General features: G+C 68.3%; 14 protein-coding genes. 9 read left to right on the top strand and 5 right to left on the bottom strand.

Going from position 1 to position 21777, the window contains the following annotated elements; all coding sequences use genetic code 11:
• Positions 1 to 4: 4 nt before the first annotated feature.
• The 4 genes from OG884_RS36315 to OG884_RS36300 are packed head-to-tail and all read left to right on the top strand — an operon-like array spanning position 5 to position 7955.
• The gene (locus OG884_RS36315) at positions 5 to 3130 is read left to right on the top strand and encodes an amino acid adenylation domain-containing protein (RefSeq protein WP_326640469.1); all 3126 of its coding nucleotides are present in this window, start codon (positions 5 to 7) and stop codon (positions 3128 to 3130) included.
• 13 nt (positions 3131 to 3143) lie between these two features.
• The gene (panD, locus tag OG884_RS36310) at positions 3144 to 3572 is read left to right on the top strand and encodes an aspartate 1-decarboxylase (RefSeq protein ID WP_326647102.1); all 429 of its coding nucleotides are present in this window, start codon (positions 3144 to 3146) and stop codon (positions 3570 to 3572) included.
• On the top strand, positions 3569 to 3868 hold the full coding sequence (locus OG884_RS36305) for a phosphopantetheine-binding protein (RefSeq protein ID WP_326640467.1): 300 nt from the start codon (positions 3569 to 3571) through the stop codon (positions 3866 to 3868). Before panD ends, OG884_RS36305 begins: the two co-directional genes overlap by 4 nt.
• A 22-nt stretch (positions 3869 to 3890) precedes the next feature.
• Positions 3891 to 7955 carry an amino acid adenylation domain-containing protein gene (locus OG884_RS36300; protein WP_326640465.1) on the top strand — a complete coding sequence of 1355 codons (4065 nt, stop codon included), beginning with the start codon at positions 3891 to 3893 and terminating at the stop codon, positions 7953 to 7955.
• A gap of 138 nt (positions 7956 to 8093) precedes the next feature.
• On the opposite strand, the gene OG884_RS36295 is transcribed toward OG884_RS36300, so the two are convergent.
• Positions 8094 to 8861, bottom strand: a complete 768-nt coding sequence (locus tag OG884_RS36295) for an ATP-binding protein (protein WP_326640463.1) — start codon at positions 8859 to 8861, stop codon at positions 8094 to 8096.
• 247 nt (positions 8862 to 9108) lie between these two features.
• On the opposite strand from OG884_RS36295, the gene OG884_RS36290 reads away from it, so the two are divergent.
• From OG884_RS36290 to OG884_RS36280, 3 genes are all read left to right on the top strand, one after another.
• Positions 9109 to 10485, top strand: a complete 1377-nt coding sequence (locus tag OG884_RS36290) for a helix-turn-helix domain-containing protein (RefSeq protein WP_326640461.1) — start codon at positions 9109 to 9111, stop codon at positions 10483 to 10485.
• Positions 10486 to 10621: 136 nt separating this feature from the next.
• On the top strand, positions 10622 to 10846 hold the full coding sequence (locus OG884_RS36285) for a FitA-like ribbon-helix-helix domain-containing protein (RefSeq protein ID WP_326640459.1): 225 nt from the start codon (positions 10622 to 10624) through the stop codon (positions 10844 to 10846).
• Positions 10843 to 11256 carry a type II toxin-antitoxin system VapC family toxin gene (locus tag OG884_RS36280; protein WP_326640457.1) on the top strand — a complete coding sequence of 138 codons (414 nt, stop codon included), beginning with the start codon at positions 10843 to 10845 and terminating at the stop codon, positions 11254 to 11256. Before OG884_RS36285 ends, OG884_RS36280 begins: the two co-directional genes overlap by 4 nt.
• A gap of 107 nt (positions 11257 to 11363) precedes the next feature.
• On the opposite strand, the gene OG884_RS36275 is transcribed toward OG884_RS36280, so the two are convergent.
• The 4 genes from OG884_RS36275 to OG884_RS36260 are packed head-to-tail and all read right to left on the bottom strand — an operon-like array spanning position 11364 to position 19274.
• On the bottom strand, positions 11364 to 14582 hold the full coding sequence (locus OG884_RS36275) for a type I restriction endonuclease subunit R (protein ID WP_326640455.1): 3219 nt from the start codon (positions 14580 to 14582) through the stop codon (positions 11364 to 11366).
• Complete coding sequence (locus tag OG884_RS36270; RefSeq protein ID WP_326640453.1) at positions 14579 to 15910, bottom strand: restriction endonuclease subunit S; 1332 nt, start codon at positions 15908 to 15910, stop codon at positions 14579 to 14581. Before OG884_RS36270 ends, OG884_RS36275 begins: the two co-directional genes overlap by 4 nt.
• Positions 15900 to 17540, bottom strand: coding sequence for a class I SAM-dependent DNA methyltransferase (locus OG884_RS36265; RefSeq protein WP_326640451.1), 1641 nt, complete (start codon positions 17538 to 17540; stop codon positions 15900 to 15902). Before OG884_RS36265 ends, OG884_RS36270 begins: the two co-directional genes overlap by 11 nt.
• A gap of 39 nt (positions 17541 to 17579) precedes the next feature.
• On the bottom strand, positions 17580 to 19274 hold the full coding sequence (locus OG884_RS36260) for an N-6 DNA methylase (protein WP_326640449.1): 1695 nt from the start codon (positions 19272 to 19274) through the stop codon (positions 17580 to 17582).
• A 12-nt stretch (positions 19275 to 19286) separates the two neighbouring features.
• Between OG884_RS36260 and OG884_RS36255 the strand changes: the two genes are divergently transcribed.
• Positions 19287 to 19493 (top strand): hypothetical protein, encoded by a 207-nt coding sequence (locus OG884_RS36255; protein WP_326640447.1) that lies wholly within the window; start codon positions 19287 to 19289, stop codon positions 19491 to 19493.
• Between the two features lie 532 nt (positions 19494 to 20025).
• Entirely contained in the window at positions 20026 to 21714 is a 1689-nt protein-coding gene (locus OG884_RS36250) for a DUF6119 family protein (protein WP_326640445.1), read from the top strand.
• Positions 21715 to 21777 lie beyond the last annotated feature (63 nt).

The following is a 21777-nucleotide window of genomic DNA, read 5'->3' as shown; positions in this document are numbered from 1 at the left end:
AGTCGTGGCCGGATTGCACGAGCTGGTCGAAGCCCAGGTGGAGCGGACCCCGCGCGCCGTGGCCGTCATCGATGCCGACGGCCACACCCTGACCTACCGCGAGCTGGACCGGCGTGCCAACCAGCTCGCCCACCACCTGCGCGAGCTGGGAGTGGTCGCCGACACCCCCGTGGCGGTGTGCGTGCACCGGGGACTGGACCTGGTCATCGCGCTGTGCGGCATCCTCAAGGCGGGCGGAGCCTACCTGCCGATCGACCCCGACGCACCGCCCGCCCGGGTGCGGCTCATGGTCGCCGAGGGCGCGGCGCCGGTGTCGGTGGGCGAGCAGGCACTCGCCCACCTGCTGCCCGGCGACCTCACCCGCGTCGTGCTGCTCGACCGCGACAGCGCGCTGATCGACCGCCACCCGACGACCCCCGCCGACTCCGGGGTACGCCCGGGCGACCTGGTCTCCCTCTACTACACCTCCGGCTCGACGGGCATCCCCAAGGGGGTCGCCAGCACGCACGGGGGCTGGGTCAACCGGATGCGGTGGATGCAGGCCGAGTACCGCCTCGAACCAGGCGAGGCCGTGCTGCACAAGACCACGCTCAGCTTCGACGACTCGGCGGTGGAGGTGTTCTGGCCGCTGTCGACCGGCGGGGTGGTGGCGATCCTGCCGCCGGGCGAGCACCGGGACCCGGTGGCGCTGCTGGAGGCCACCTCGCGCTTCGGCGCCGTCGTCGTACAGTTCGTGCCCAGCATGCTCGCACTGTTCCTGGCGGCGCATCGCCGCGCCGGGCTGCCGCCGCTGCCGCACCTGCGCCACGTGATCTCCAGCGGGGAGGCGCTGACCGCACCCCTGGCGCTCGCCTTCCACGAACAGATCGGCGTGTACGGCTGCGGGCTGCACAACCAGTGGGGCGCCACCGAGGTGTCGATCGACTCCACCATGTACACCTACGACCCGCACGACCCGCACGCGGGCCCGGTCGTCTCCGTCGGGACGCCCTTCACCGGCAACACCGTGCACGTGCTGGACGAGGCGGGAGACCTCGTACCCGACGGGGCGGCGGGCGAGCTGTTCATCGGCGGGATCGGCCTGGCACGCGGCTACCACCGCAGGCCCGCGCTGACCGCCGAGCGCTTCGTCCCCGACCCGTACGGCCCGCCGGGCTCGCGGCTGTACCGCACCGGCGACCTGGGGCGGCGCCGCCCCGACGGCGCCCTGGACTTCCTCGGCCGCACCGACCACCAGGTCAAGATCCGCGGGGTACGGGTCGAGCTGGGCGAGATCGAGGCCACCCTGGACGCCCACCCCGGGGTCGAGCGCTCCGCCGTCACGGTCGCCGGGGAGCGCCTGCTCGGCTACGTGGTGGCCTCCGGCGCCGCCCCCGACCCGGCGGAGCTGCGGGCCCATCTGGTCGACCGGCTCCCGCCGTATCTCATCCCCGCGCAGCTCGCGGTGATCGACCGGATGCCGCTGACCAGCAGCGGGAAGGTGGACCGGGCCGCGCTGCCGGAGATCGCCCCGCCCGCCGAGCGGGCCGAGGGGAGGCCCCCGGTCACCGCCGTGCAGCAGACGCTGGCCACCATCTGGGCCGACGTCCTGGATCTGGACACGGTCTGCCTGGACGACAACTTCTTCGAGCTGGGCGGCAACTCCCTGCTCGCCACCCAGGTCATGTTCCGCATCCAGGACGACCTGCGCATCGACTTCCCGCTCTACCTGCTCTTCTCCGCCGAGTCGCTGGAGGAGCTCGCCGAGGAGGTGGCCGAGACTCGCGCCGAGCAGCTCCCGCCGCTGCCGAGGGTGTCCCGCGAGGGGACACTGCCGCTCTCCTACGGTCAGGAACGCCTCTGGTTCCTGCACCGGCTGGCGCCGGGCTCGACCGCGTACAACGTGCCGACCGCCTGCCGCCTGCACGGCCACCTCGACGTGGCGGCGTTCCGCCAGGCGTTCGACGAACTGGTCGCCCGGCACGAGATCCTGCGGACCCGGTACGTGGAGAGCCCCGCAGGCATTCCCGAGGTGCGCATCGACGCCCGCGGACCCCGGCTGACGGTCGGCGTCGCGCCCGGCCAGACCCGCATCGCCCGGGAGAGCGCCGCCTCCGACGCCCTGCAGGCCGACTGGGAAACCCCCTTCGACCTCGCCGCCGCCGCGCCGGTGCGAGCCAGGCTGACCCGGTTGGACGCCTACGAGCACGTGTTCTCCCTGGTCGTCCACCACGTCGCCTACGATGCCGCCTCCGAGCAGGTGCTCTGGCAGGAACTGGCCACCCTGTACGAGGCCGCGCTGGCCGGGCGGCCCGCGGTGCTCCCCGAGCCGGCCGCGCAGTACGTGGACTACGCCGCCTGGCAGCGCGAGCACGCCGCGGGCGGCGAGCAGTTCGACTACTGGCGCGGCCGGCTGGCCGGGATCACCCCGGCCGAGTTGCCCGTCGACCGGCCGCGCCCGCCGGTGCAGACCTACGCGGGCGCCAGGGTCTCCTTCATGATCGACGAACGGGTCACCGAGGAGCTGCGCCGGCTCGGCCGCGAGGCGGGCACGACGCTCTTCGCCGCCCTGCTCGGCGCCTTCCAGGCCACGCTCTTCCAGGCGTCCGGCGGCGCCGACGTCGCGGTGGGCTCCCCGGTACCCGGCCGGACCCGCCCGGAGACCGAGCAGATGATCGGTTTCTTCGTCAACACGCTGGTGCTGCGCACCCCCTGCGGCGGCGACCCGACCTTCGTCGAACTGCTCGGCCGCGTCCGTGAGGTGGTCCACGGCGCCTACGCCCACCAGGACGTCCCGCTGGAGCGGCTGGTCCAGGCGCTGCGCCCGCCGCGCGCCCCCGGCCGCTCCCCCTTCTTCGACGTCATCTTCAACGGCGTCCCGCTCAGCGCGCTCACCGGCGCCGAGGGCGTACGCCTGCCACAGCTGACGGTGACCCCCATCGACCTGGCGACTCGTACCACGGTCGCCGACCTCGTCTGCTCGGTCGCGGAGACCCCGGACTCGATCATCGGCGAGGTCGCCTACAACACCGGCCTGTTCGACGGACCCACCGTCGAGAGTCTGGTGGATGCATGGCTGCATCTGCTGGGAGCGGCGGTGCGTGACCCGCACGCGCCGCTCTCGGCACTGTCACCGGTTCCCCATGCGTGAACGGAAGTTCGAGATGCTGCGCACGATGTTCAAATCCAAGATCCACCGAGCGACGGTCACCCACGCCGACCTGCACTACGTCGGCTCGGTGACGATCGACGAGGAGCTGATGGAGGCCGCCGACCTGATGGACGGCGAGCAGGTTGCGATCGTCGACATCACCAACGGCGCCCGCCTGGAGACGTACGTCATCACCGGGGAGCGCGGCAGCGGGGTGATCGGCATCAACGGAGCCGCCGCACACCTGGTCGCCCCGGGGGACATGGTGATCCTGATCTCCTACGGCCAGTACTCGGGCGCGGAGTTGCGAGGCTACCGGCCCCGGGTCGTCCACGTGGACGGGGCCAACCGGATCGTCCACATCGACCACGACCCCGCCCGCCCGGTGCCGGGGGCCGAAGACCAGTTCGCACCCGCGGGTGCGGCCAGGAGGCCACGATGAACACGCACACCCCCGTCCACCGGGCGCTGGCCGACGACTGGGCGCTACTGCTCGGCCTGGAGAGCGTCGGTCTCGACGACGACTTCTTCGAGGCCGGGGGGCACTCGCTGGTCGCCATCCAGCTTGTCGCCAGGATCCGGGCACGGCACGGCGTCGAGGTGCCGGTCGCGGACGTGTTCACCCACCCGACGGTGGCCGAGCTGGCGCAGGTCGTCATCGACCTGCTGGAAGACGGGGCGTCACCGCACCCGTCGCACTCGTCGCTGGAGGTGGAAGGTGCCGGTCGTAGCGCCTGAGACTGGGCCATCCTCGTCCGGGGTGTCCCCCGCCGGGACGCCGACGCCCGAGTCCACGCTCCCCGGGACGTCCTCGCCCGGAGGGCGGCCGCTCGGGGGAGGGCTCTCGTACGCGCAGGAACGGATGTGGCTCAGCCACCAGCTGGACCCCACGGGGACGGAGTACAACGTCTGCCTGGCGCTGCGCCTGCGCGGCCCGCTGGACGTCCCGGCACTCGCCGGTGCGCTCGGTGACGTCGTCGCCCGCCACCAGGCGCTGCGCACCGTCTACCCGAACGTCGAAGGACGGCCGGTGGCCTCGGTGCTGCCACCGGCGCCGGTCGAGCTGCCGGTACACCCCATGGCGTCGGAGGAGGAGGTCCGCAGGACGGCCGTCGCCGAGGCGCGGCGGCCGTTCGACCTGGCCGCCGGGCCGGTGCTGCGCGTCCAGCTCGCCCGGCTGGCCGCCGACGACCACGTCCTGGTGCTCGCCGTGCACCACATCGCCTTCGACGAGTGGTCCATGGGCGTCTTCCTCGGCGAGCTCGACGCCCTCTACCAGGCCCGCCTCGCGGACCTGCCCGACCCGCTGCCCCCGCTGCCCGCCGGGTACGACGAGGTGGTGGCCGCCGAGCGGGCGGTGGATCCGGCGCCCGCCCTGGCGTACTGGCGCGGCGCCCTGGCCGGCCTGCCCGCGCTCGACCTGCCCACCGACCGCATCCCCGCCGCGAAGATCTCCGCGGAGACCTCCGCGGAGACCTCGACGGAGACCTCGGCGCAGGGAGAGACGGTGACCTTCACCGTGCCGGCCGCCACCGCCGCCGCGCTCGGCGCCGTCGCCCGGCGCTGCCGGGCCACCCCGTACATGGCCGGGCTCGCCGCGTTCGCAGCGCTGTTGTCGCGCCACTGCGGCCAGGACGACATCGCGCTCGGCAGCACCGTCGCCAACCGCGCCGCGCCGCACTCCGAGCACCTCGTCGGTGCCTTCTTCAACACCGTGGTGATGCGCGCCGACCTGTCGGGTGCCCCGAGCTTCACCGAGCTGCTCCGCCGCGTCCGCGCCTACTGCCTGGACGCCCTCACCCACCAGCACCTGCCGTACCCGATGCTCGCCCAGGGCCGTGCCCCGCTGTTCCGCGTCCTGTACGAGCTGCACGCCGGCCTGTCGGGGACCACCAAGCTCGGCGACCTGGGAGTGGAGCCGTTCGAGTTCCCCGACACCGCCGCCAAGTACGACCTCGCACTGTCCCTGATGCCCGAGGGCGACCACCTGCTGGGTCACCTGACCTACCGCGTCGACCTGTTCGAGCCCGGCACCGCCCGGCGGCTCGCCGAGTCCTTCGTCCACCTGCTCACCCAGGTCGCCGCCGCACCCGACGTACCGCTCAGCGCCCTGGAGATCCTCCCGCCCGCCGAGCGCGAGGCGCTGCTCGCGGCCTGCCGGGGGCCGGAACCGCTGGGTTCACCGGAGGTCTGCGCGCACGAGCTCTTCGAGCGGCAGGCCCGGCTTACCCCGCAGGCCGTCGCGCTGACCTTCGGCGGAACCCGGCTGAGCTACCGGGAGCTGAACGCCAGGGCCAACCGGATCGCGCACTGGCTGCGCGGCAGGGGCATGGGCCCGGAGAGCATCGTCGCCGTCCGCCTGCGACGCTCCGACTGGCTCGTCGCCGCCTTCCTCGGCATCTGGAAGGCCGGGGCCGCCTACCTGCCGCTCGACCCCGGGCTGCCGGCCGCCCGCCTGGAGTACATGCTGGCCGACTCCGGTGCCCGGCTGGTACTGGACGACGCGGGTGCCCTGGAAGCCGAGACCGCCGGATGTCCCTCCGGTGACCCGGACCCGACCGCCGCGTCCGGCAACCTGGCCTACCTCATCTACACCTCCGGCTCGACCGGGCGCCCCAAGGGCGTCATGGTCCCGCACCGGGGCCTGGTGAACTTCCTGCGCTGGTGCGTGTCGGCCTACGCCGTCGGTGGCGTGGGCGGGGCCCCGCTGTTCTCCTCGGTCGCCTACGACATGGTCGTGCCCAACATCTACACCCCGCTGGTGGTGGGCCAGTGCCTGCACGTCGCCGCCGAGGACACCGCCCTGGACGAGCTGGGCACCGCGCTGTCGGCCCGGCCTTACGGGTTCGTCAAGCTCACCCCCGGACACCTGGAGGTCCTGGCCGGGCAGCTCTCCGCCGAGCAGGCCGCGGGCCTGGCCGGGGTCCTGGTGGTGGGCGCCGACGCCTTCCCCAGCCGGGCGCTGGCGTTCTGGCAGGCGCTGGACCCGGCGCCGGTGCTGCTCAACGAGTACGGTCCGACCGAGGCGTCCGTCGCCAACTGCGTGCACACCGTGACCGGCCCGATCGGCGGCGAGCTGGTCCCCATCGGCAGGCCCATCCCCGGCACCGCCATGTACGTGCTGGACGAGACCATGCGCCCGCTCCCGATGGGGGTGCCCGGCGAGCTCTACATCGGCGGCGAGTGCGTGGTGCGCGGCTACCACGGCAGACCCGCGCTGACCGCCGAGCGCTTCCTGCCCGACCCTTTCGGCCCGCCGGGCTCGCGGCTCTACCGCACCGGGGACCTGGGCAGGCTCCGCGCCGACGGGGAGTTCGAGTTCCTCGGCAGGCTTGACGACCAGGTGAAGATAAGGGGATTCCGTGTCGAGCTGGGAGAGGTCGAGGCCGCCCTGGACGAACTGCCGGGCGTCGACCAGTCGGTCGTCATCGCCGCACCCGTCCCCGAGCCCCGGCCTGGAACCGTACCTGTCCCCGAGCCCCGGCCCGGATCCGGAACCGTACCCGTCCCCGAGCCCCGGCCTGGACCTGGAACCGTACCCGTCCCCGAGCCCCGGCCCGGATCCGGAGGAGGGCGAAGGCTCGTCGCCTACGTCGTCGGCACCGCCACGGCGGCCGAGATGCGCGCGGGTCTGGCCCGGAGCCTGCCCGAGTACATGGTGCCCTCGGTCTTCGTGCCGCTGCCCGCGATCCCGCTCAACCGCAACGGCAAGGTGGACCGATCCGCGCTGCCGGAGGTGAACGCCGCCACCGCGCGGGACGCGGAGGAGGAGCCCGCTCCGCGCCGGGCGCGCACCGCCGTCGAGGGGCAGATCGCCGACCTGATCGCCGGACTGCTCGGGATCGGCTCCGACGACGTCGGCGCGGACGAGGACCTGTTCGCCAGGGGTATCGACTCCCTCGGCGCGGTACGGCTGATGGCGAGTGTGGAACAGCGCCTGGGCGTGAAGGTCAAGCTCCGCAGGTTCCTCGCCAACGCCACAGTCAGCGGCCTCGCCACTCTCGTGTCGACCGCCCTCCCCGACCGAGGCCCCGAGCGCACTTCCGCCGTACCACTTCCCGTGATCACCCCGCTGGTCGTCTCCGCCTCCGGCGGAGACCCGCTCTACTGTTTCCACCCGCTCGGCGGCTCCGCGCTCTGCTACGCGGGGCTGGCCGCCAGGCTCGCCGCGCACCGGCCGGTCTACGCACTACAGGCGCTGGAATCGGGGGTGAACGCCGGGTCACTGCCGTCCATGGCCGCCAGGTACGCCGCGGAACTGGCGGAATCAGGCCTGGACCTGGCGCGTCCGTACACGCTCGCCGGCTGGTCCGCGGGCGGTGTGCTGGCCTTCGAGACGGCCAGGCGGCTACAGGCGCTCGGCCACCACGTCGACCACGTGGTGCTGATCGACTCGGTGCTGCCCGAGGTGTTCGTGACCGACCTGCTGGGCGAACTGGCCGAGCTGGAGGCGCTGATCGACCGGCTGGCCCCGCTGGGCGTGGCCGAGGCCCGGCAGGCCCTGCTCGACTCGAAGGTGGGGTTCTTCGCCGGGCTGGGCATGACGTCCTCCCAGGTGGCCGCCTACCACGAGGCGTACGGGCCGGAGCTGCTGGGGCTCTGGCGCGACAGCCTGCGCGGCCTGGCCGACTACCGGGCCGGCTGGTTCCACGGCCGGGTCACCCTGCTGGTCAGTGAGTCGCACCCGCCCGCGCTGCGCGCCGTCCAGGAGGCGGGCTGGCGCCAGACCGTCTCCGAGCTGACCGTCCACGAGGTCCCCGGTGAACACCACGAACTCCTCCGCGCCCCCCACGTCAACCTGATCAGCCGTTTCCTCACCCCCTGACGTCGGTGGGGCCGCCAGTTCGAGCGCACCAAGAAGGCGATCCTGGACATCTACGACGCGATGCGGGATGCCATCGACGGGCGACAGCCGTACCGGACCCCGCTCAGCCTCCACCCGGACACGGCCGGGGGACGTAGCTCACCCCGATGACCGGCGGCGGAGTTCGGCCAGGCCGGGGTGGAGGTCGGGGCGTGGGGGAAATATCAGGCGGTTGCCCGACAGGGTGGGGAGGGCGAAGGCGACGGCCTTGCCGGGGGTGGCGGTGGTGAGGGTGATGGCCGGGTAGGTCTGGCAGTGGCCGCCGGAGAGTTGGTGGGCCAGGAGCAGGCCGCGGCCGTTCTCGGCGAGCAGGGGCAGGCCGATCTCCCGTACTGAGTGCAGCAGGTTAAGGATGAGGCGGATCTCGTGGGTGTTGGGGTCGCCGTCGACGATCTCGCACCAGCTGGGGATGCCGTCCAGACTGAAGACGCGCAGCTCGTACGGGGGACGGGCGTGCTTCTCGGCGTTGGCGGCCAACTCGGCGACGATGAGTTCGGCGGTGTCGATGTCGTCCTCGGGCAGGCCCGCCCGTTGAAGCACGTCGCGGACGACGGCGCGGGCACGGCGTGAGGCGGAGCCGGGCCGCAGCACCTTGACCAGCGCACGGATATCACTCTGCCCCGCCGCGTCGCTGTCTCGTCCCGTCGTTGTGCCGCTGTATGGCTCCGTCGCGCCGCCGGCCCTTCCCGGGGTTTCGGTGTCTTGTCTCGGCGTCTCGGTGTTCCGGCCCGTCGTTCCGGTGCCGTACATCGGCGGGGTGGCCGCTCCGGCCGGAGTGAAGGGCTTCCAGTTGTGGTCGGGCGGGGGAGCCGGGCTTTCGGCGGGGTGGTGCGGGGCGCCTGAGGGGATGTCGCCGGCTGGTGGCATGGGCGTGCTCCGTTCGCTGTGGGGCTGTGCCCAGCAGGAAACGCCAGCATGGGGACGAGGGTGAACGTCGACACCTGATCGTTGATCACTGTCCGATGAGACCCGGCCAACGGCGAACGTGGCTGGGTGTCAGCCGGTCGTATCGAGCGTTGGTGGGCGAAAATCTGTCGTTTGGCTGGGCGGATGGTGGCCGGGGGCCTGCGGACATCACAATGAGTGGTGATTCGACTACCAAAGGAGAGTGATCATGGGGAAGGCAGGCGGCGGGAAGGGGCGTCCGGATCTGCTGAGGGCGCGCCTGGAGCGGGGGATGACGCAGGAGGAGGCGGCGGCCGCGGTGGGGGTGGCCGTGGGGACCTGGGGGCGGTGGGAGCGGAGCGAGCAGGGAATCCGGCCGCACAGTCGCAGGAAGATCGCGGCGGTGTTCGAGGCGGAGTCCGCCGAGGTCGAGCAGTGGATAGAAGGGTGGGCCCTCGGGGAGACATCTTCGTGGCCGGTCGCGGAGTACGGCGACACGTCGACGGCGGCTAGCGTGAAGTCGGCCGCCCTGCTGTGGAGGTATGAGATGGACGAATCCCGTCGCCACCTGCTGGCCACGTTGCCGTTCGTGCCTTCGGTTTTGGCGGGGTGGATAACGGCGTGGAACTATAGCGACCCGCCTCAGGCGGTCGCGCAGCGAGGAAACAGGCGCAAGGTGGGCCAGACCGACATCGACCGGATCAACGAGGCGCGCAAGGTTTTCAGTAACCTGGACGACCAGTTCGGGGCCGGTCTGGTCCGCCCGACGGTGGTTCGGTACCTGGACACCACGGTGACCCCGTTGCTGCGAGGCCGCTACGACGACCAGGTGGGATCGGCGCTGATGTCGGCGGCGGCCGGAATGACTTGGTTGGCGGGCTGGACGGCCTTCGACCTGAACCAGCACGGTCAGGCGCAGCAGCACTTCGGTCAGGCGCTGCGGCTGGCGAAGACGGGGAATGACCCGCTGACCGGTGTCTGGATACTGGTGACGATGACCTCGCAGGCGCTTCATTTGGAGCAGGCCGCACTGGCGGTGTGGCTGGCCAGAGCCGCGGCCGACACCGCACGCCGCGCACAGGCATCTCCGCACGTCATGGCGCTGATGCTGACCAAGCAGGCATGGGCGACGGCCATGCAGAGTGGGGCGGCCGAGACCCACGACAGGCACGGCGCCAAGCAGGTTGAGCGGTTGCTCGTCGAGGCCGAGCGCGCGTACGCCCAGGGGACCATCGACCGCGACCCGGCGTGGATCGCCAGGTATGACGAGGCAGAGTTCAAAGCACAGATCGGCCGCTGTTGGAGCCTGCTCGGCGAGCATAGGCGGGCTGCGGACTGCGCGGAAGCGGCCGTGGCGGAGTTCGGCAACCGTTTCCCGCGATCCGTCCAGCGCAACAGGCTGCACACGGCCGAGGCGTACCTGGGGATGGGCGAGCTGGAACAGTCCCTCGCCGCCGCCCGAGCCGCGATCCCGGCGACGAAGGCACTGACCTCCGCCCGCTCGACCGACCTGATCCGGCAGTTCGCCGACCGGCTTGAGCCGTACAGGGGCAGCATGATGGTCCGCGAGTTCCGCGACCACCTCAACCATGAACTCGCCGCCTGAACACCATCCGCCAAGCCACCAGGTGGTGGCCCTTGCCGCGGCGCCAGGGGCTGGAGAGGCATCTCGCGGGTTGTGGCAATACTGTGACGGCAACTAGCAACGAATTTGCATGCAAACTGCATGCTAACGTGGAAGGATGGGAATCATTCAGATTCGAGATGTCCCCGAAGCGACCGAGCGGACGCTGAAGGCGCGAGCCGAGCGCGAGGGCAAATCACTGACGGCCTACCTACGTGACCTGCTGAACGAGGAGGCGGCCACCCCGGCGCTGGACGAGGTGATGGCCAAGATCGCCGCCGATGAGCCGGTGCCGTACGACCCCGATTTCGTCCGCGAGACGCTGCGCGAGGGCCGCCGGTGAGTCTGGTCGTGGACGCCTCGATCGTTTTTCGTCTGCTGGCCAATGTGAAGGGCGACGACCTTCTCCGCCAGCGGTTGGCGCGCAAGGTGCACGCCCCAGCGTTGATCGATGTGGAGATCGCCTCGGTGGTGCGCGGCCATGTGATCACCGGTAAGCCGGAGGTACGGATCTCCGAGGCACGGGGCCGGATCATGCTGGAGCGCTATGCCCAGCTGCGGATCGTCCGGCATCCGATGCTGCCTCTGCAGCCGCGGGTGCTGGAATTGCGCAACAATCTCACCGCCTACGACGGCATGTACGTGGCCCTCGCTGAACTGCTGGGAATGCCGCTGCTGACCGACGACGCCAAGTTCGCCGGTGCGACGGGACACCGAGCGGAGATCCACCGCTACCCACCCCCGCTGCCGTAACCACGAAACGCCGTAGCCACGACGGGAGAAAGCGCGAACGCCGGGCTCCCGATCCCACGGGGGAGTTCCCGGCGCCACTTCCGCGCCCAGAGGACACGCTTATCGCACTATGCCGTCGGGGCCCACTCGGTGGCGAAGGTTTCCATCTGCTTGAGGACGAGGTCCACGGCCGCGCGTTCCTCGTCCGGCGGATAGTCGAACCGTGTGAGCAGGCGTCGGATGCGGTTGCGCAGCTTGGCGCGTACCGGCTCGCGGGAGAGCCAGTCGACGGTCAGGTTCTTGCGGATGTCCGTGACCAGTGCGCGGGCGATCTGTGCGAGGGTGTCGTCGCCCATCAGGGCCTTCGCCAGGCCGTGGTTGGCCACCGCGTCGTAGAAGGCCAGTTCGGCGTGGTTGAGCGGAGGGTCGAAGCGCTCGCCGCGCCGGGCTTCCGCGGAGACCTCCTTGGCCATGGCGACCAACTCGGCGATCATTTCGGCGCTGCTGAGCTGCTGCCGCATGTAGCGGATCATCAGGTCTTCGAGCTTCTCGGCGAAGCTCTCCCGGCGGATGATGTTGTGCCGGGTCGCCTCGCGCATCTTCTGCTCGATCAACCGGCGCAGGGCCTCGGCCGTCAGGTGCGGGGTCTCGGTGTTCTGGAGCTCGCGCAGATGTTCGCCGTTGAGATGGGTGATGTCGAGGTTGCCGAGGCCGGCCTCGGCGTACAGATCGGTGATCGTGTCGGCGTCGACGACGGAGGCGGCGAGCTGGGAGAGGTAGACGTTGACCTCCGAGGCCAGCGGCTTGCCACTGGCCTCGCGGTCCGCGGCGTCCAGTTTCACCATCCAGGCGCGCACCTCCCGGAAGAAGGCGATGTCGTTGCGCCATGAGGTGAGGTCTTCGAAGCGCTCCGAGATGTCCCTGCTGGCCGCGCAGAGCCGGTAGAACCGCTCCAGGCGCGTGGCGCTCTCCTTGAAACGCGTGGCAAGCGTCTTGGCGCCCTGCTCGACTTGGTTGCCGGGGGTGCGCGGGTCGCGCAGATGGTTGGCGGTCATCCGCAGGGCGCGCACGTACGGCTTGGGCCTGGAAGTCTCGGCCAGTAGAGCCCGCCAGGGGATGCCGGAGAGCAGGCCGCAGATAGTGGTGTGCTCGTTGCGGACCTCGGTGATGGCTCGGTCCACGTCCCGGCCTAACGTCTGGTCCTGCTGGTCACCGGGGCTGTATTCGCCAAGAGCCTTCTTGAGGTTCTCGGTGAGCGGCGCGTAGCCGACGAGCAGGCCGTCCTGCTTGCCGCGGAAGCGGCGATTGACCCGGGCCAGGGCCTGCATCAGGTTCGCCCCCCGCATGGGGCGGTCCATGTAGAGGGTGTGGATCGGCGGGGCGTCATAGCCGGTGAGCAGCATGGAGTGAACGATGAGCAGCTCAAGCTCGTCGTTGGGGTCCTTCGCGCGCTCCTGAACGATCTTTTGCCCGGAGGGGCGCAGGGCATGAGCTTTCAGCTTCTGCTTATCACTGGGGCCGCTGTGAAAGACGATCTTCATTTTGCCGCTGTGCGGGTCTTCGCCCACCCAGTCGGGCCGCAGCTTGGCGAGGGCGTCATAGACCCGGACGCAGACCTCCCGGGTGGCACAGACGATCATCGCTTTGCCGGGGCCGCCGATCTGCGGGCGCATCAGCTCCGAACGTTTCTCCCAGTGCGTCACCAGGTCCTCGGCCAGGGTCCTTACCCGGTCGGGTGCGCCGTAGATGTTGGTCATCTGCATGGCGTAGTGCAGCGCGCGGCGGCGCTCGGCATCGTCCATGTCCGCAGTCAGCGCGTCGGCCTGCTCGTCGATGGCCTCCGGGTCGACGTCCGGGGGCAGCGAGACCGGGATGAGCCTCGGCTCGTGGTAGACGCGGACCGTTGCCCCGTCATCCACGGCCCGCTTCAGGTCGTAGACGTCGATGTACGGCTTGCCCGCGCCGAAGACCTCCCGGGTATTGGCGTCGGCCTTGGAGATGGGTGTGCCGGTGAAGGCGATGAGCGTGGCGTACGGCAGAGCCTCACGCAGGCGGCGGGCGTAGCCGTTGAGGTTGTCGTAGTGGCTGCGGTGCGCCTCGTCGACGATGACCAGGATGTTGCGCCGGTCGGACAGCAGCGGATGATCCGCACCGGAGTCCTTTTCCTGCTTGGTCCGGCCGAATTTCTGCAGGGTGGTGAAGATGATGCCGCCGGTGCGGCGATTAGTCAGCTCCGTGCGGAGCTCCTCGCGGGTCTGGACCTGCATCGGGGTCTGGCCGAGGAGGACCTGGCTGTCCTGGAAGGTGTTGAAGAGCTGGTCGTCGAGGTCGTTGCGATCGGTGATGACGACGATCGTGGGATTGTTGAGCGCCGGGTGTCGGGAGGTCAGCGCGCTGGTGCACACCATCTCCTCGGACTTCCCGGAGCCCTGCGTGTGCCAGATCACCCCGGCCTGCCCGTTGCTCCGGGAAGCCTCGACGATCGCATCCACCGCGCTTTTGACGGCGTAGAACTGGTGCGGTTTCGCGATGCGCTTGCCCTTGGGGGTGAAGTTGACGAAATCCTGGGTGAAGGAGAGAAACCGCGACCGGGTGAACAGGCCAGCCAGGGCGAGGAACAGCGCCTCCGGCCCTTCGTGGTCAGGCGCGTTGGTGTTCACCGGTTCGCCATCGTCGTCCACGTTCCAGGGTGCGAAGTGCTCGTACTCGGTAAACGGGGTGCCGTACTTGGCGGTGATCCCGTCGGAGACCAGGCAGAGCACGTTGTAGCGGAACACGAGGGGAAACTCGTCGACATAGGTACGGAGCTGGGCGTGCGCGTCCTTGAGCGTGGCGTGCTCGTCGGCGGCGCTTTTCAACTCGACGACGGCGAGGGGGAGACCGTTGACATAGAGAACAAGGTCGAAGCGGCGCTCACACTCGCCGTCTATGACGGTGACCTGGTTGACGGCGCGGTAGGTGTTCGCCTCGGGGGTGCGCAGGTCGACGAGGCGAACGGTGGGGGTGTGTTCCGCGCCGAACTCGTCGGTGTAGGTGACGGCCCGGATACCGGAGGTCAGGTACCCATGGGCGAGCCGGTTCTCGGGGAGCGGGTCACGGGAGGTCGGGGTGGTAGCGACGGAGAGGGCTTCGTCTATGGCGTTGGATGGCAGGGCGGGGTTGAGGCGCTCGATCGCCCCGCGCAGATCGTCGTGCAGGATCAGGTTGTCCCAGGTCATCCGCCTTTCAGAACCGGGAGAGATCTCCTTGCCCGCCATGGGCTCCCAGCCAAGCTGGGCAAGCTCGTCCAGGGCCAGTTTCTCCCAGGTGGCCTCGGTCATCTTGCCGCTGTTCTTGTCGGTCGTCATAAGGCGTCCTCGACGATTTGCTCCGCGTCACGAATACGGAGGCGACCGGACATGAGTTGAGGTAGAAGGGTGTCGCGCAGGGCCACAAGGGTGTGGCTCTCGCTCGCTGCCTGAAACGCCTTGGAGATCAGTGGGGATACTGTCGCGTTAAACTCCGCTATGCGGTCCAAAGGAGGCTCTACGACAGGGATTCCCTTGACTGCTGTCGAATTGATCCCGGGAATTGCAGCCCCTGTACCCCGCGTTCGCATTTCATCCATGATGGGCCCAGAAGAGAGCCAGTAGTAGCCGAACGCTTGCCCTAGTTCAGTTTTCATCCGAATTCGGTAGACGTGCTCATTGATGCACATCCGATCGAAGGGGAATCCGTCGCCAAACATGGAAACATGAGGTTTGAAATCGCCAGGTTTTCCACCATCTTTGTATACTAGAATGTCGCGATCCCGAACGATTCCGCGCTTCATTGAGGTGAAAAAATCCTCCGGCACATACTTGGCTTTGGAAAAATCGAACTGCGCCATACGGATGATGCTCTCTGCTCCAATACTAGGAACGCCTTTGGCATAGCCGGCTACGCCACCCTTTGGTCGTTTTCCTGTTTCAAGAATTTCTGTAGTTTCACCGAGGGTGGCCACACTCCATCCAACTGGTAGCGTTGTTCCATTTGCTATTTTTTGCAGTGCTTCAGCGAAATGCCCTTCGAAGTGCGCTCTGCCAAGCAGCTCAGCAATGAGCGTAATACGGTCATTGACCGCAATCTTGTCGTCCAGCCCGCCAAGGACATCAGCGATGGCTCTCTGCTCGAAAGTAGGTGGCGAAAGAACTGGAAGGGAGCGAATCGTAGGCAGATTGAGACGTTCGGCGACAGAGCCGTCTCGAAATCCATGGATATGTGCTGCCATCAGGGGGGAGTTAAGCCAATAGCGTAGGAAGCGGAAGTCCACGCGCTTGCGATCAGGTCTAATTAGAACCATCCGCTGCCCCAGGCAGACTTGAGTTTTCTTTGGGACCTCTGCCGCAATACCGAAGTATGTTCCTTCCCGACTATAAAGCAGGTCACCTGGGCTCGGAATAGCGCGCCTTGTGCGCTCTGCATAGGTCTCCTCTGAAACATGTGCCGCTTTTTCTGTGCGGAATATTCCAGAGGAGATGTCCTGAGTCCGGGCAATATATGGACCCACCTGGGTTATTTTCGGCGTCGAATGAGGGCAATCGTAGATTCCCTGGCACAGATCATCGAGAGGTGCCCATGACCACCCATCGGGCAAGTCGCCATAGCCTGTCGGGATGTTAAGCTTCCGAGTGACAGTGGTTGTATCAATGGTCATAGTGCAGGCACTCCAACCGCTCGCGGATGACCTGTCCAAGCCGCGCCGACTCGTCGAGGTGTACAAATATTTCCTTCGTCAGACGCGCGATTCGCTCTTCTACTGGTTCCGCGCCCGGGTTTTCCTCGACTTTCGTTGCACCGACGTATCGCCCTGGTGTAAGCGCGAAGTCATGCTCGCGGATCTCCTCCAGCGTCGCGGAGTAGCAGAAGCCGACCTCATCCTCGTATTTCACGTCCTTGGCCTTGGCGGATGTGGTCCCGCGCCAGGCGTGGTAAGTGCCGGCAATCTTGACGAGGTCCTCATCCGTCAGGATGCGCTCGGTGCGGTCGATCATCGTTCCCAGGTTTCGGGCATCAATGAACAGCACCTCGCCACGCCGTTCGGCGAGTGCCTTCGCGCCCTGTGGGGTCTTGTCCTTGGTCAGGAACCACAGACAAACCGGGATCGCCGTAGTGCGGAACAGGTTGCCGGGCAGCGCCACCATGCATGCCATCAGGTCCGCCTCGACCAGCGCCGCACGGATCTCGCCCTCGCCTGACTGCTTGGAGGACATCGAGCCGTTTGCCAGGATCACGCCAGCGCTGCCGCGCTCGCCTAGCTTGGAGACGATGTGCTGGAGCCAGGCGTAGTTGGCGTTGGACTGCGGGGGGACGCCGAACCTCCAACGGGGGTCCTTCGTGTTCCTCGCCCAGTCGGACAGGTTGAACGGCGGGTTGGCCAGGACGAAATCGGCCTTGCGGTCAGGGTGCTTGTCCTCGACGAAGGTGTCGGCCCAGCGGTCGCCCACGCCCCTGGGGTCCATGCCATGGATGGCGAGGTTCATCTTCGCCAGCCGCCAGGTACGCTCGTTGGCCTCCTGGCCGTACACCGCGATGTCGTGGCTGTGGTCCTTGCCGCGCCGCTCGGTGACGAACTTGCCCGACTGCACGAACATGCCGCCCGAGCCACAGCACGGGTCATACACCCGCCCCTCGTATGGCTCCAGGATCTCCACCAGCAGTCGCACCACGCTCGCGGGGGTGTAGAACTCCCCGGCACGCTTGCCCTCGGCGCGGGCGAACCGCTCCAGGAAGTACTCGTAGGTCTCGCCGAGCACGTCCTGCGCCGGACGGTCGCCGTGGCCGGTGAAGCGGGCGTCGCTGATCAGGTCGACGAGTTCCTTGAGGCGCTTCTTGTCGACGTTGTCCCGGTTGAAGATGGTCGGAAGGACACCGGTGAGGGTCGGGTTCTCCTTCATGATCGCGTTCATCGCGTCGTCGAGAAGCTTGCCGACGCCGTCCACCGCGCTCTGCGCGTTGTCGGAGATGTGGTCCCAGCGGGCGACCTGCGGAACCCAGAAGACGTTCGCCTCGGTGTACTCGTCTTTCTCCTCAAGGAAGGCGGCGCGGCGGTGCTCGGAGATCTCGGCCAGCTCCGGGTCCGCGGCGAGCTGGGCACGGCGCTCGGCGAAGGCGTCGGAGACGTACTTGAGGAAGACCAGGCCGAGGACGAACTCCTTGTACTGGGAGGCGTCCATGGAGCCGCGGAGCTTGTCCGCCGCCTTCCACAGGATGTCCTGGATCTCCTTGGTGCTGGACATGCCGAGCAGCTCGCCCTGGCCGGGCGTCGCTCGTTTGCGCGGGGGCATCGGTTCTCTTCTCCGTAGGGGGTTGGGAGTCGGGTGGGATCAGGGGTCGTCGATGGTGAGGGTGCTGTCGGCGAGACCGGCGACGGTCAGGCGACGGATCTCGGTGAGCGTGTCGTCCTGGGTGTGCAGCAGCTCCTGCCGTCGCTCGATGTCAGCGAGGAAGACATCGGCACGCCTCATGTCCGTCGGGTCCAGGTCCGGGACGACGAAGTCCTCGATCGACCGTGCGGCCCGTACCGCGCCGGGGCTGCGACCGGTGTTCCTGGCCGCGCCGAGCAGGGCGGCGAGCACGCGGGGGGCGAGCGGGCATTCGGAGTCGGGGACGACGCGCAGGATGCGGGCGGGGAACGCGACGATGGAGAGGCCCTCGTGGTCGACCATCAGGCCGAACCGGGGCGAGGTGGTGTAGACGATGTCGCCAGGTTCGGTGAAGGCCGCGTTCCTGTACGTGGCGAGGACGGCGCGGTCGATGCGCCGCGCGCCGACCGGCCCACCGCCGATCTCCTCGGGGCCGAGCACGGTGTGATGACCGTCCGGCACGACATGTTCCGGGGCGAGACGGTGACCGCTGACCTTCGTGATCCGCCGCTCGGCGACGAGCGTTCGGACCGTGGTGGTCGCGGGCCTCCTGCCGGTGCGCCGCACGACGTTGACCCGCGAACGGACATGCTCGTCGGCGTACTGCCGGGCCTGCTCGCCGGCCCGCTCCAACCGGCCCTCGGCCTCGGCGATCAGCGCGGGGCGTTCGGTCACCGTACGAGACAGGGTCTGGGAGGCGGGCGGCCCTGGCGGGGTGAGCGGACCGCCGAACTTCTCGTCGAGCGAGGCGACGGAGACGACATGCCCGTAGCGGGGATCGTGCCCGGAGCGATGACCTTCGGCCCGCCAGATCAGGACGTCCTCGGCCAGCCTGGCACGTACCTGCTCGTTCGGCGGCTCGGCGCTGACGTCGGCGAGCAGCACGTACCCGTGTGCGGCCTGGACCGGATCGCGGGTGAGCACCCAGAGCGCGCAGCGGTAGCCGGGCCGGTACGGGGTCACGCCGCCGGGAAGGTCGATGACCGCCTCGACGACGCCGCTCCGCAGCAGGGCGGAGCGGAGCTGGGCCTCCTTGATGTCGGACAGCTCGTCGACCAGGGCATCGGCGGGACCGAGCACGAGCGCGGTACGGCCGGGTCCCAGCAGGTCGGCGACTCTCTCGATGCCCGCCAGCGCGGTGAACTTCGACCGGGTCTCGGCGGCCTGGTAGGGGAGCTGGGTGATGATCAGGTCCGGGTCCGCCAGCCTCTCCTCCAGGTCGAGGCCCACCTGGACGTCGAGGTCGACGTCCTCGACACCGGCGAGCAGCAACCGGCGGCGGACGAGGCGGGCAAGCCGCTCGTCGGGCTCTGCGGCCAGGGCACATATCGTCGCGGGATCGTCCACGGCGTGCACGACCGCCGCCAGCAGATCTCCGGTCCGGGCGTGCGGGTCGGCGACGGTGATCTGCTCGCGCCGCTCTACCACGGAACGGGGATCGACGAGCTGAACGAGGAGTTCCCGTAGGTCGGGGGTCAGGGCCTCGGTGGTGAGCTCGGTGAGCCCGAGGCGCCCCCGCAGCTCCAGGAGACGTTCGTACGCGCCCCCGACGGTGTAGGCGGCCTCGATCAGATCCTCGGTGAGGTACGCCAGCACGACCGCCGAACTGTCGGCGGCCCGCAGCTCGCGGAGCACGAACTCATCTTCCGGATCCATCCGTTCGGCCCTGTGCTGGATCTTCTCCCACTCTTTGCCCGCATTTATCTGCCCATCATCTGCTTTGTCGGAAATAAGGGGTTTTTGGGCGAGATGGCGAAGGCAGAGCAGGCTGCCGACAATCTCCACAAGGCGGCGGGGGCCGAAATGGTCTTTATGGCCGGAAATAACATGAAGGGCCAACTCTGCGCGAAGATGGGCGGGATCGGCATTCCCTAACCCGGTGGCCAGCAGCCACTCGACCACCTCCCGCCCGTCGAACCAGGAGCGCCCCGCCTCCTCTGCGACGACGTCGGGAAACTCGCTGTACCTGCGACGCCAGGTGGAGACCACTGAGCGCTGGACCTGCGCCATCACCGCGATCTCAGCCATCGAGACCAGTGAGACGGCGGAGCTCTCCGGGGGAGAAAGCGGCGGCTGTGCCATGCGGACTCTCCCTCCCGTGATCGCTGTCGGCCTTCGACCTCGCACACATTACGACCAAAAAGGAAAATGCGGACCGCTTTCCTTGATAACGGGGGTTGTCAGCAATTCAGCCCTCATGGCGAAGAAAAAGATGTCACTCTCGACCCACACCGTCCCGGTACTCATTCGGGCTTGCGAATGTGTCACGCGGTTAGCCGTCATCCCGATGGCCGCACACGGGGCACCGCAGATCAGTCCCACTCGGTGAACAGCATCACCAGTCCCGCAGGCGCCCGAACACGGCCCGAATCAGCGGACTGGTCCATCCCACCCACAGGAGAACGACGTGAACGACGACCACGAGATGATCGCCCCTGACCCCACTGATCAGAAAGCCGCTCCTCTCACGAGGCGTGCCACGCTGCACCTGCTTCAGGATGTGGAGGCCGCCGTCGCGGATATGCGTGAGGCGCTGAACCTGAAGTACGAGGAAGAACACGACTTCACGATCAAGGAGGTGAATGTCGGTTCCATCGAGGGCCTGCTCTACACCGGGGTGATCGGTGGTGGCCGCCCTCCGGAATGGGGTGAGGCGGTGCACCTGCTCACAGGTGTTCGCCCCACGGTGGAGAACCGGACGGCGGCGGGGGTGCTGCTCATTCCTGTAGAGGGTGAGGTGTTCGCCATCACCTACGGGATGGGGCATCTCCTCCTCGACCACTCCCACGTGACGTCCGGCTTCGGCTTCGGGTTCGCCCTCAGAACTCTCAAGCCCGACGCCGTACGCCAGGTCACCCACAGCATGATGGACGCGCGTGGGCGGACCGACCGGAAGTCGGCGGCTCAGGATCAGCACATCCGCGCCTTCGCCATCGAGGAGTATGGAGAGGTGGTCAGCCGTCTCGCCGGCAAACTGGGGGATATCTCGCTCACCCTGAGCAAGGGGCGCAAGCGGCCCGTGCAGATCGCCGGCACCGACGCACTCAAGATTCATCTGGGGTCCGCGCCGGGGGAACTGCTCTCCGACCTGGCCGAGATCAACCGGATCACCGCCCAGGTATCACCCGAGCCCGCGTTCGACGTCATCGCCCGGGTCCGGAGGCTCAAGACCGGAGACGGCCGAAAAATCGAACTCGACCGGCGTCTCGACGAACTGCTGGGAGACCCGTCACGCGGCAGCATCGCGCTGACGGCCCCCACGGGCTGTCTCGACGAAGCGGACAGCGCAGCGTCACACTGGGTCAAGATCGGCCCGCGGCGGGAGTCCGTTCACGACCTGGACCTGGATCATGTCCTGATGAAGACGCAGAGCTTGCCGGCCGGAAAACGACTGACCGCGATGATCAAGGGGCACATCCAGCTCTGCCGGGACGAGGCCGGCCGGGAGCCGGCCAGTACCAAGATTCCGGCACAGAAGTGGCTGGTGGCCGAGATGGCGCTCGGAACAAGCCGCTTTTTTTACCACGAGGGCCACTGGTACGAGGTCGGCGATCGGCACCTGGAGAGCATGCGGGAACAGGTCCATGAACTGCTCTCCGCCTCGGCGGGAGTCTCGCTGATCGACTGGACCGCCGATCTCAAGGACGAGGGAGCGTACAACAGGGCGGCGGCAGACGCAGGCGGATTCGTCTGCATGGACAGGAAGCTCATCAACACCGAGCAGCACCCGCGCGGGTTCGAGTCGTGCGACCTGTTCGGTATGGAGAACGAGCTCATCCACGTCAAGCGTGCCGAGTCGACGGCGCCGCTGAACCACCTCTTCGCCCAGGGGCGCGTCTCCGCGGATGCCCTGCGTCTGGACAGTTCAGCTCGTCAGAAGTTCCTCAGGCGGGTGAGGGCGGAGGACTCCGGTCACCCCGTCAAGGACGACTTCGTGCCCAAGAAGGTGATCTATGCGATCTCACTCAAGAGCGGGAAGCCTCTGACCGTTGACAATCTGTTCACTTTCGCGCAGGTGTCACTTCTCCAGGCCGCCTCGGCGCTTCGCAGCGTCGGCATTGAGGTTGCTGTGGTCAACATCCCCACCGTCCCGTAAATGGGTAGGCGGGAAGACACCGCCGACGCCCTTCTGCACCCCGACACCGAGTACGGCTGCAAG

The sequence above is a fragment of the Streptosporangium sp. NBC_01755 genome (genome assembly GCF_035917995.1).
GTDB lineage: Bacteria > Actinomycetota > Actinomycetes > Streptosporangiales > Streptosporangiaceae > Streptosporangium.
Note: the sequence above shows the minus strand (reverse complement) of the source record. Positions and strands in the feature narration are given on the sequence as shown.

Excerpts from the sequence above, each read along its gene's own strand:
- panD (WP_326647102.1), top strand. The coding sequence starts at position 3,144 with ATGCTGCGCACGATGTTCAAATCCAAGATCCACCGAGCGACGGTCACC.
- OG884_RS36305 (WP_326640467.1), top strand. The coding sequence starts at position 3,569 with ATGAACACGCACACCCCCGTCCACCGGGCGCTGGCCGACGACTGGGCG.
- OG884_RS36295 (WP_326640463.1), bottom strand. The coding sequence starts at position 8,861 with ATGCCACCAGCCGGCGACATCCCCTCAGGCGCCCCGCACCACCCCGCC.
- OG884_RS36290 (WP_326640461.1), top strand. The coding sequence starts at position 9,109 with ATGGGGAAGGCAGGCGGCGGGAAGGGGCGTCCGGATCTGCTGAGGGCG.
- OG884_RS36285 (WP_326640459.1), top strand. The coding sequence starts at position 10,622 with ATGGGAATCATTCAGATTCGAGATGTCCCCGAAGCGACCGAGCGGACG.
- OG884_RS36275 (WP_326640455.1), bottom strand. The coding sequence starts at position 14,582 with ATGACGACCGACAAGAACAGCGGCAAGATGACCGAGGCCACCTGGGAG.
- OG884_RS36270 (WP_326640453.1), bottom strand. The coding sequence starts at position 15,910 with ATGACCATTGATACAACCACTGTCACTCGGAAGCTTAACATCCCGACA.
- OG884_RS36265 (WP_326640451.1), bottom strand. The coding sequence starts at position 17,540 with ATGCCCCCGCGCAAACGAGCGACGCCCGGCCAGGGCGAGCTGCTCGGC.
- OG884_RS36260 (WP_326640449.1), bottom strand. The coding sequence starts at position 19,274 with ATGGATCCGGAAGATGAGTTCGTGCTCCGCGAGCTGCGGGCCGCCGAC.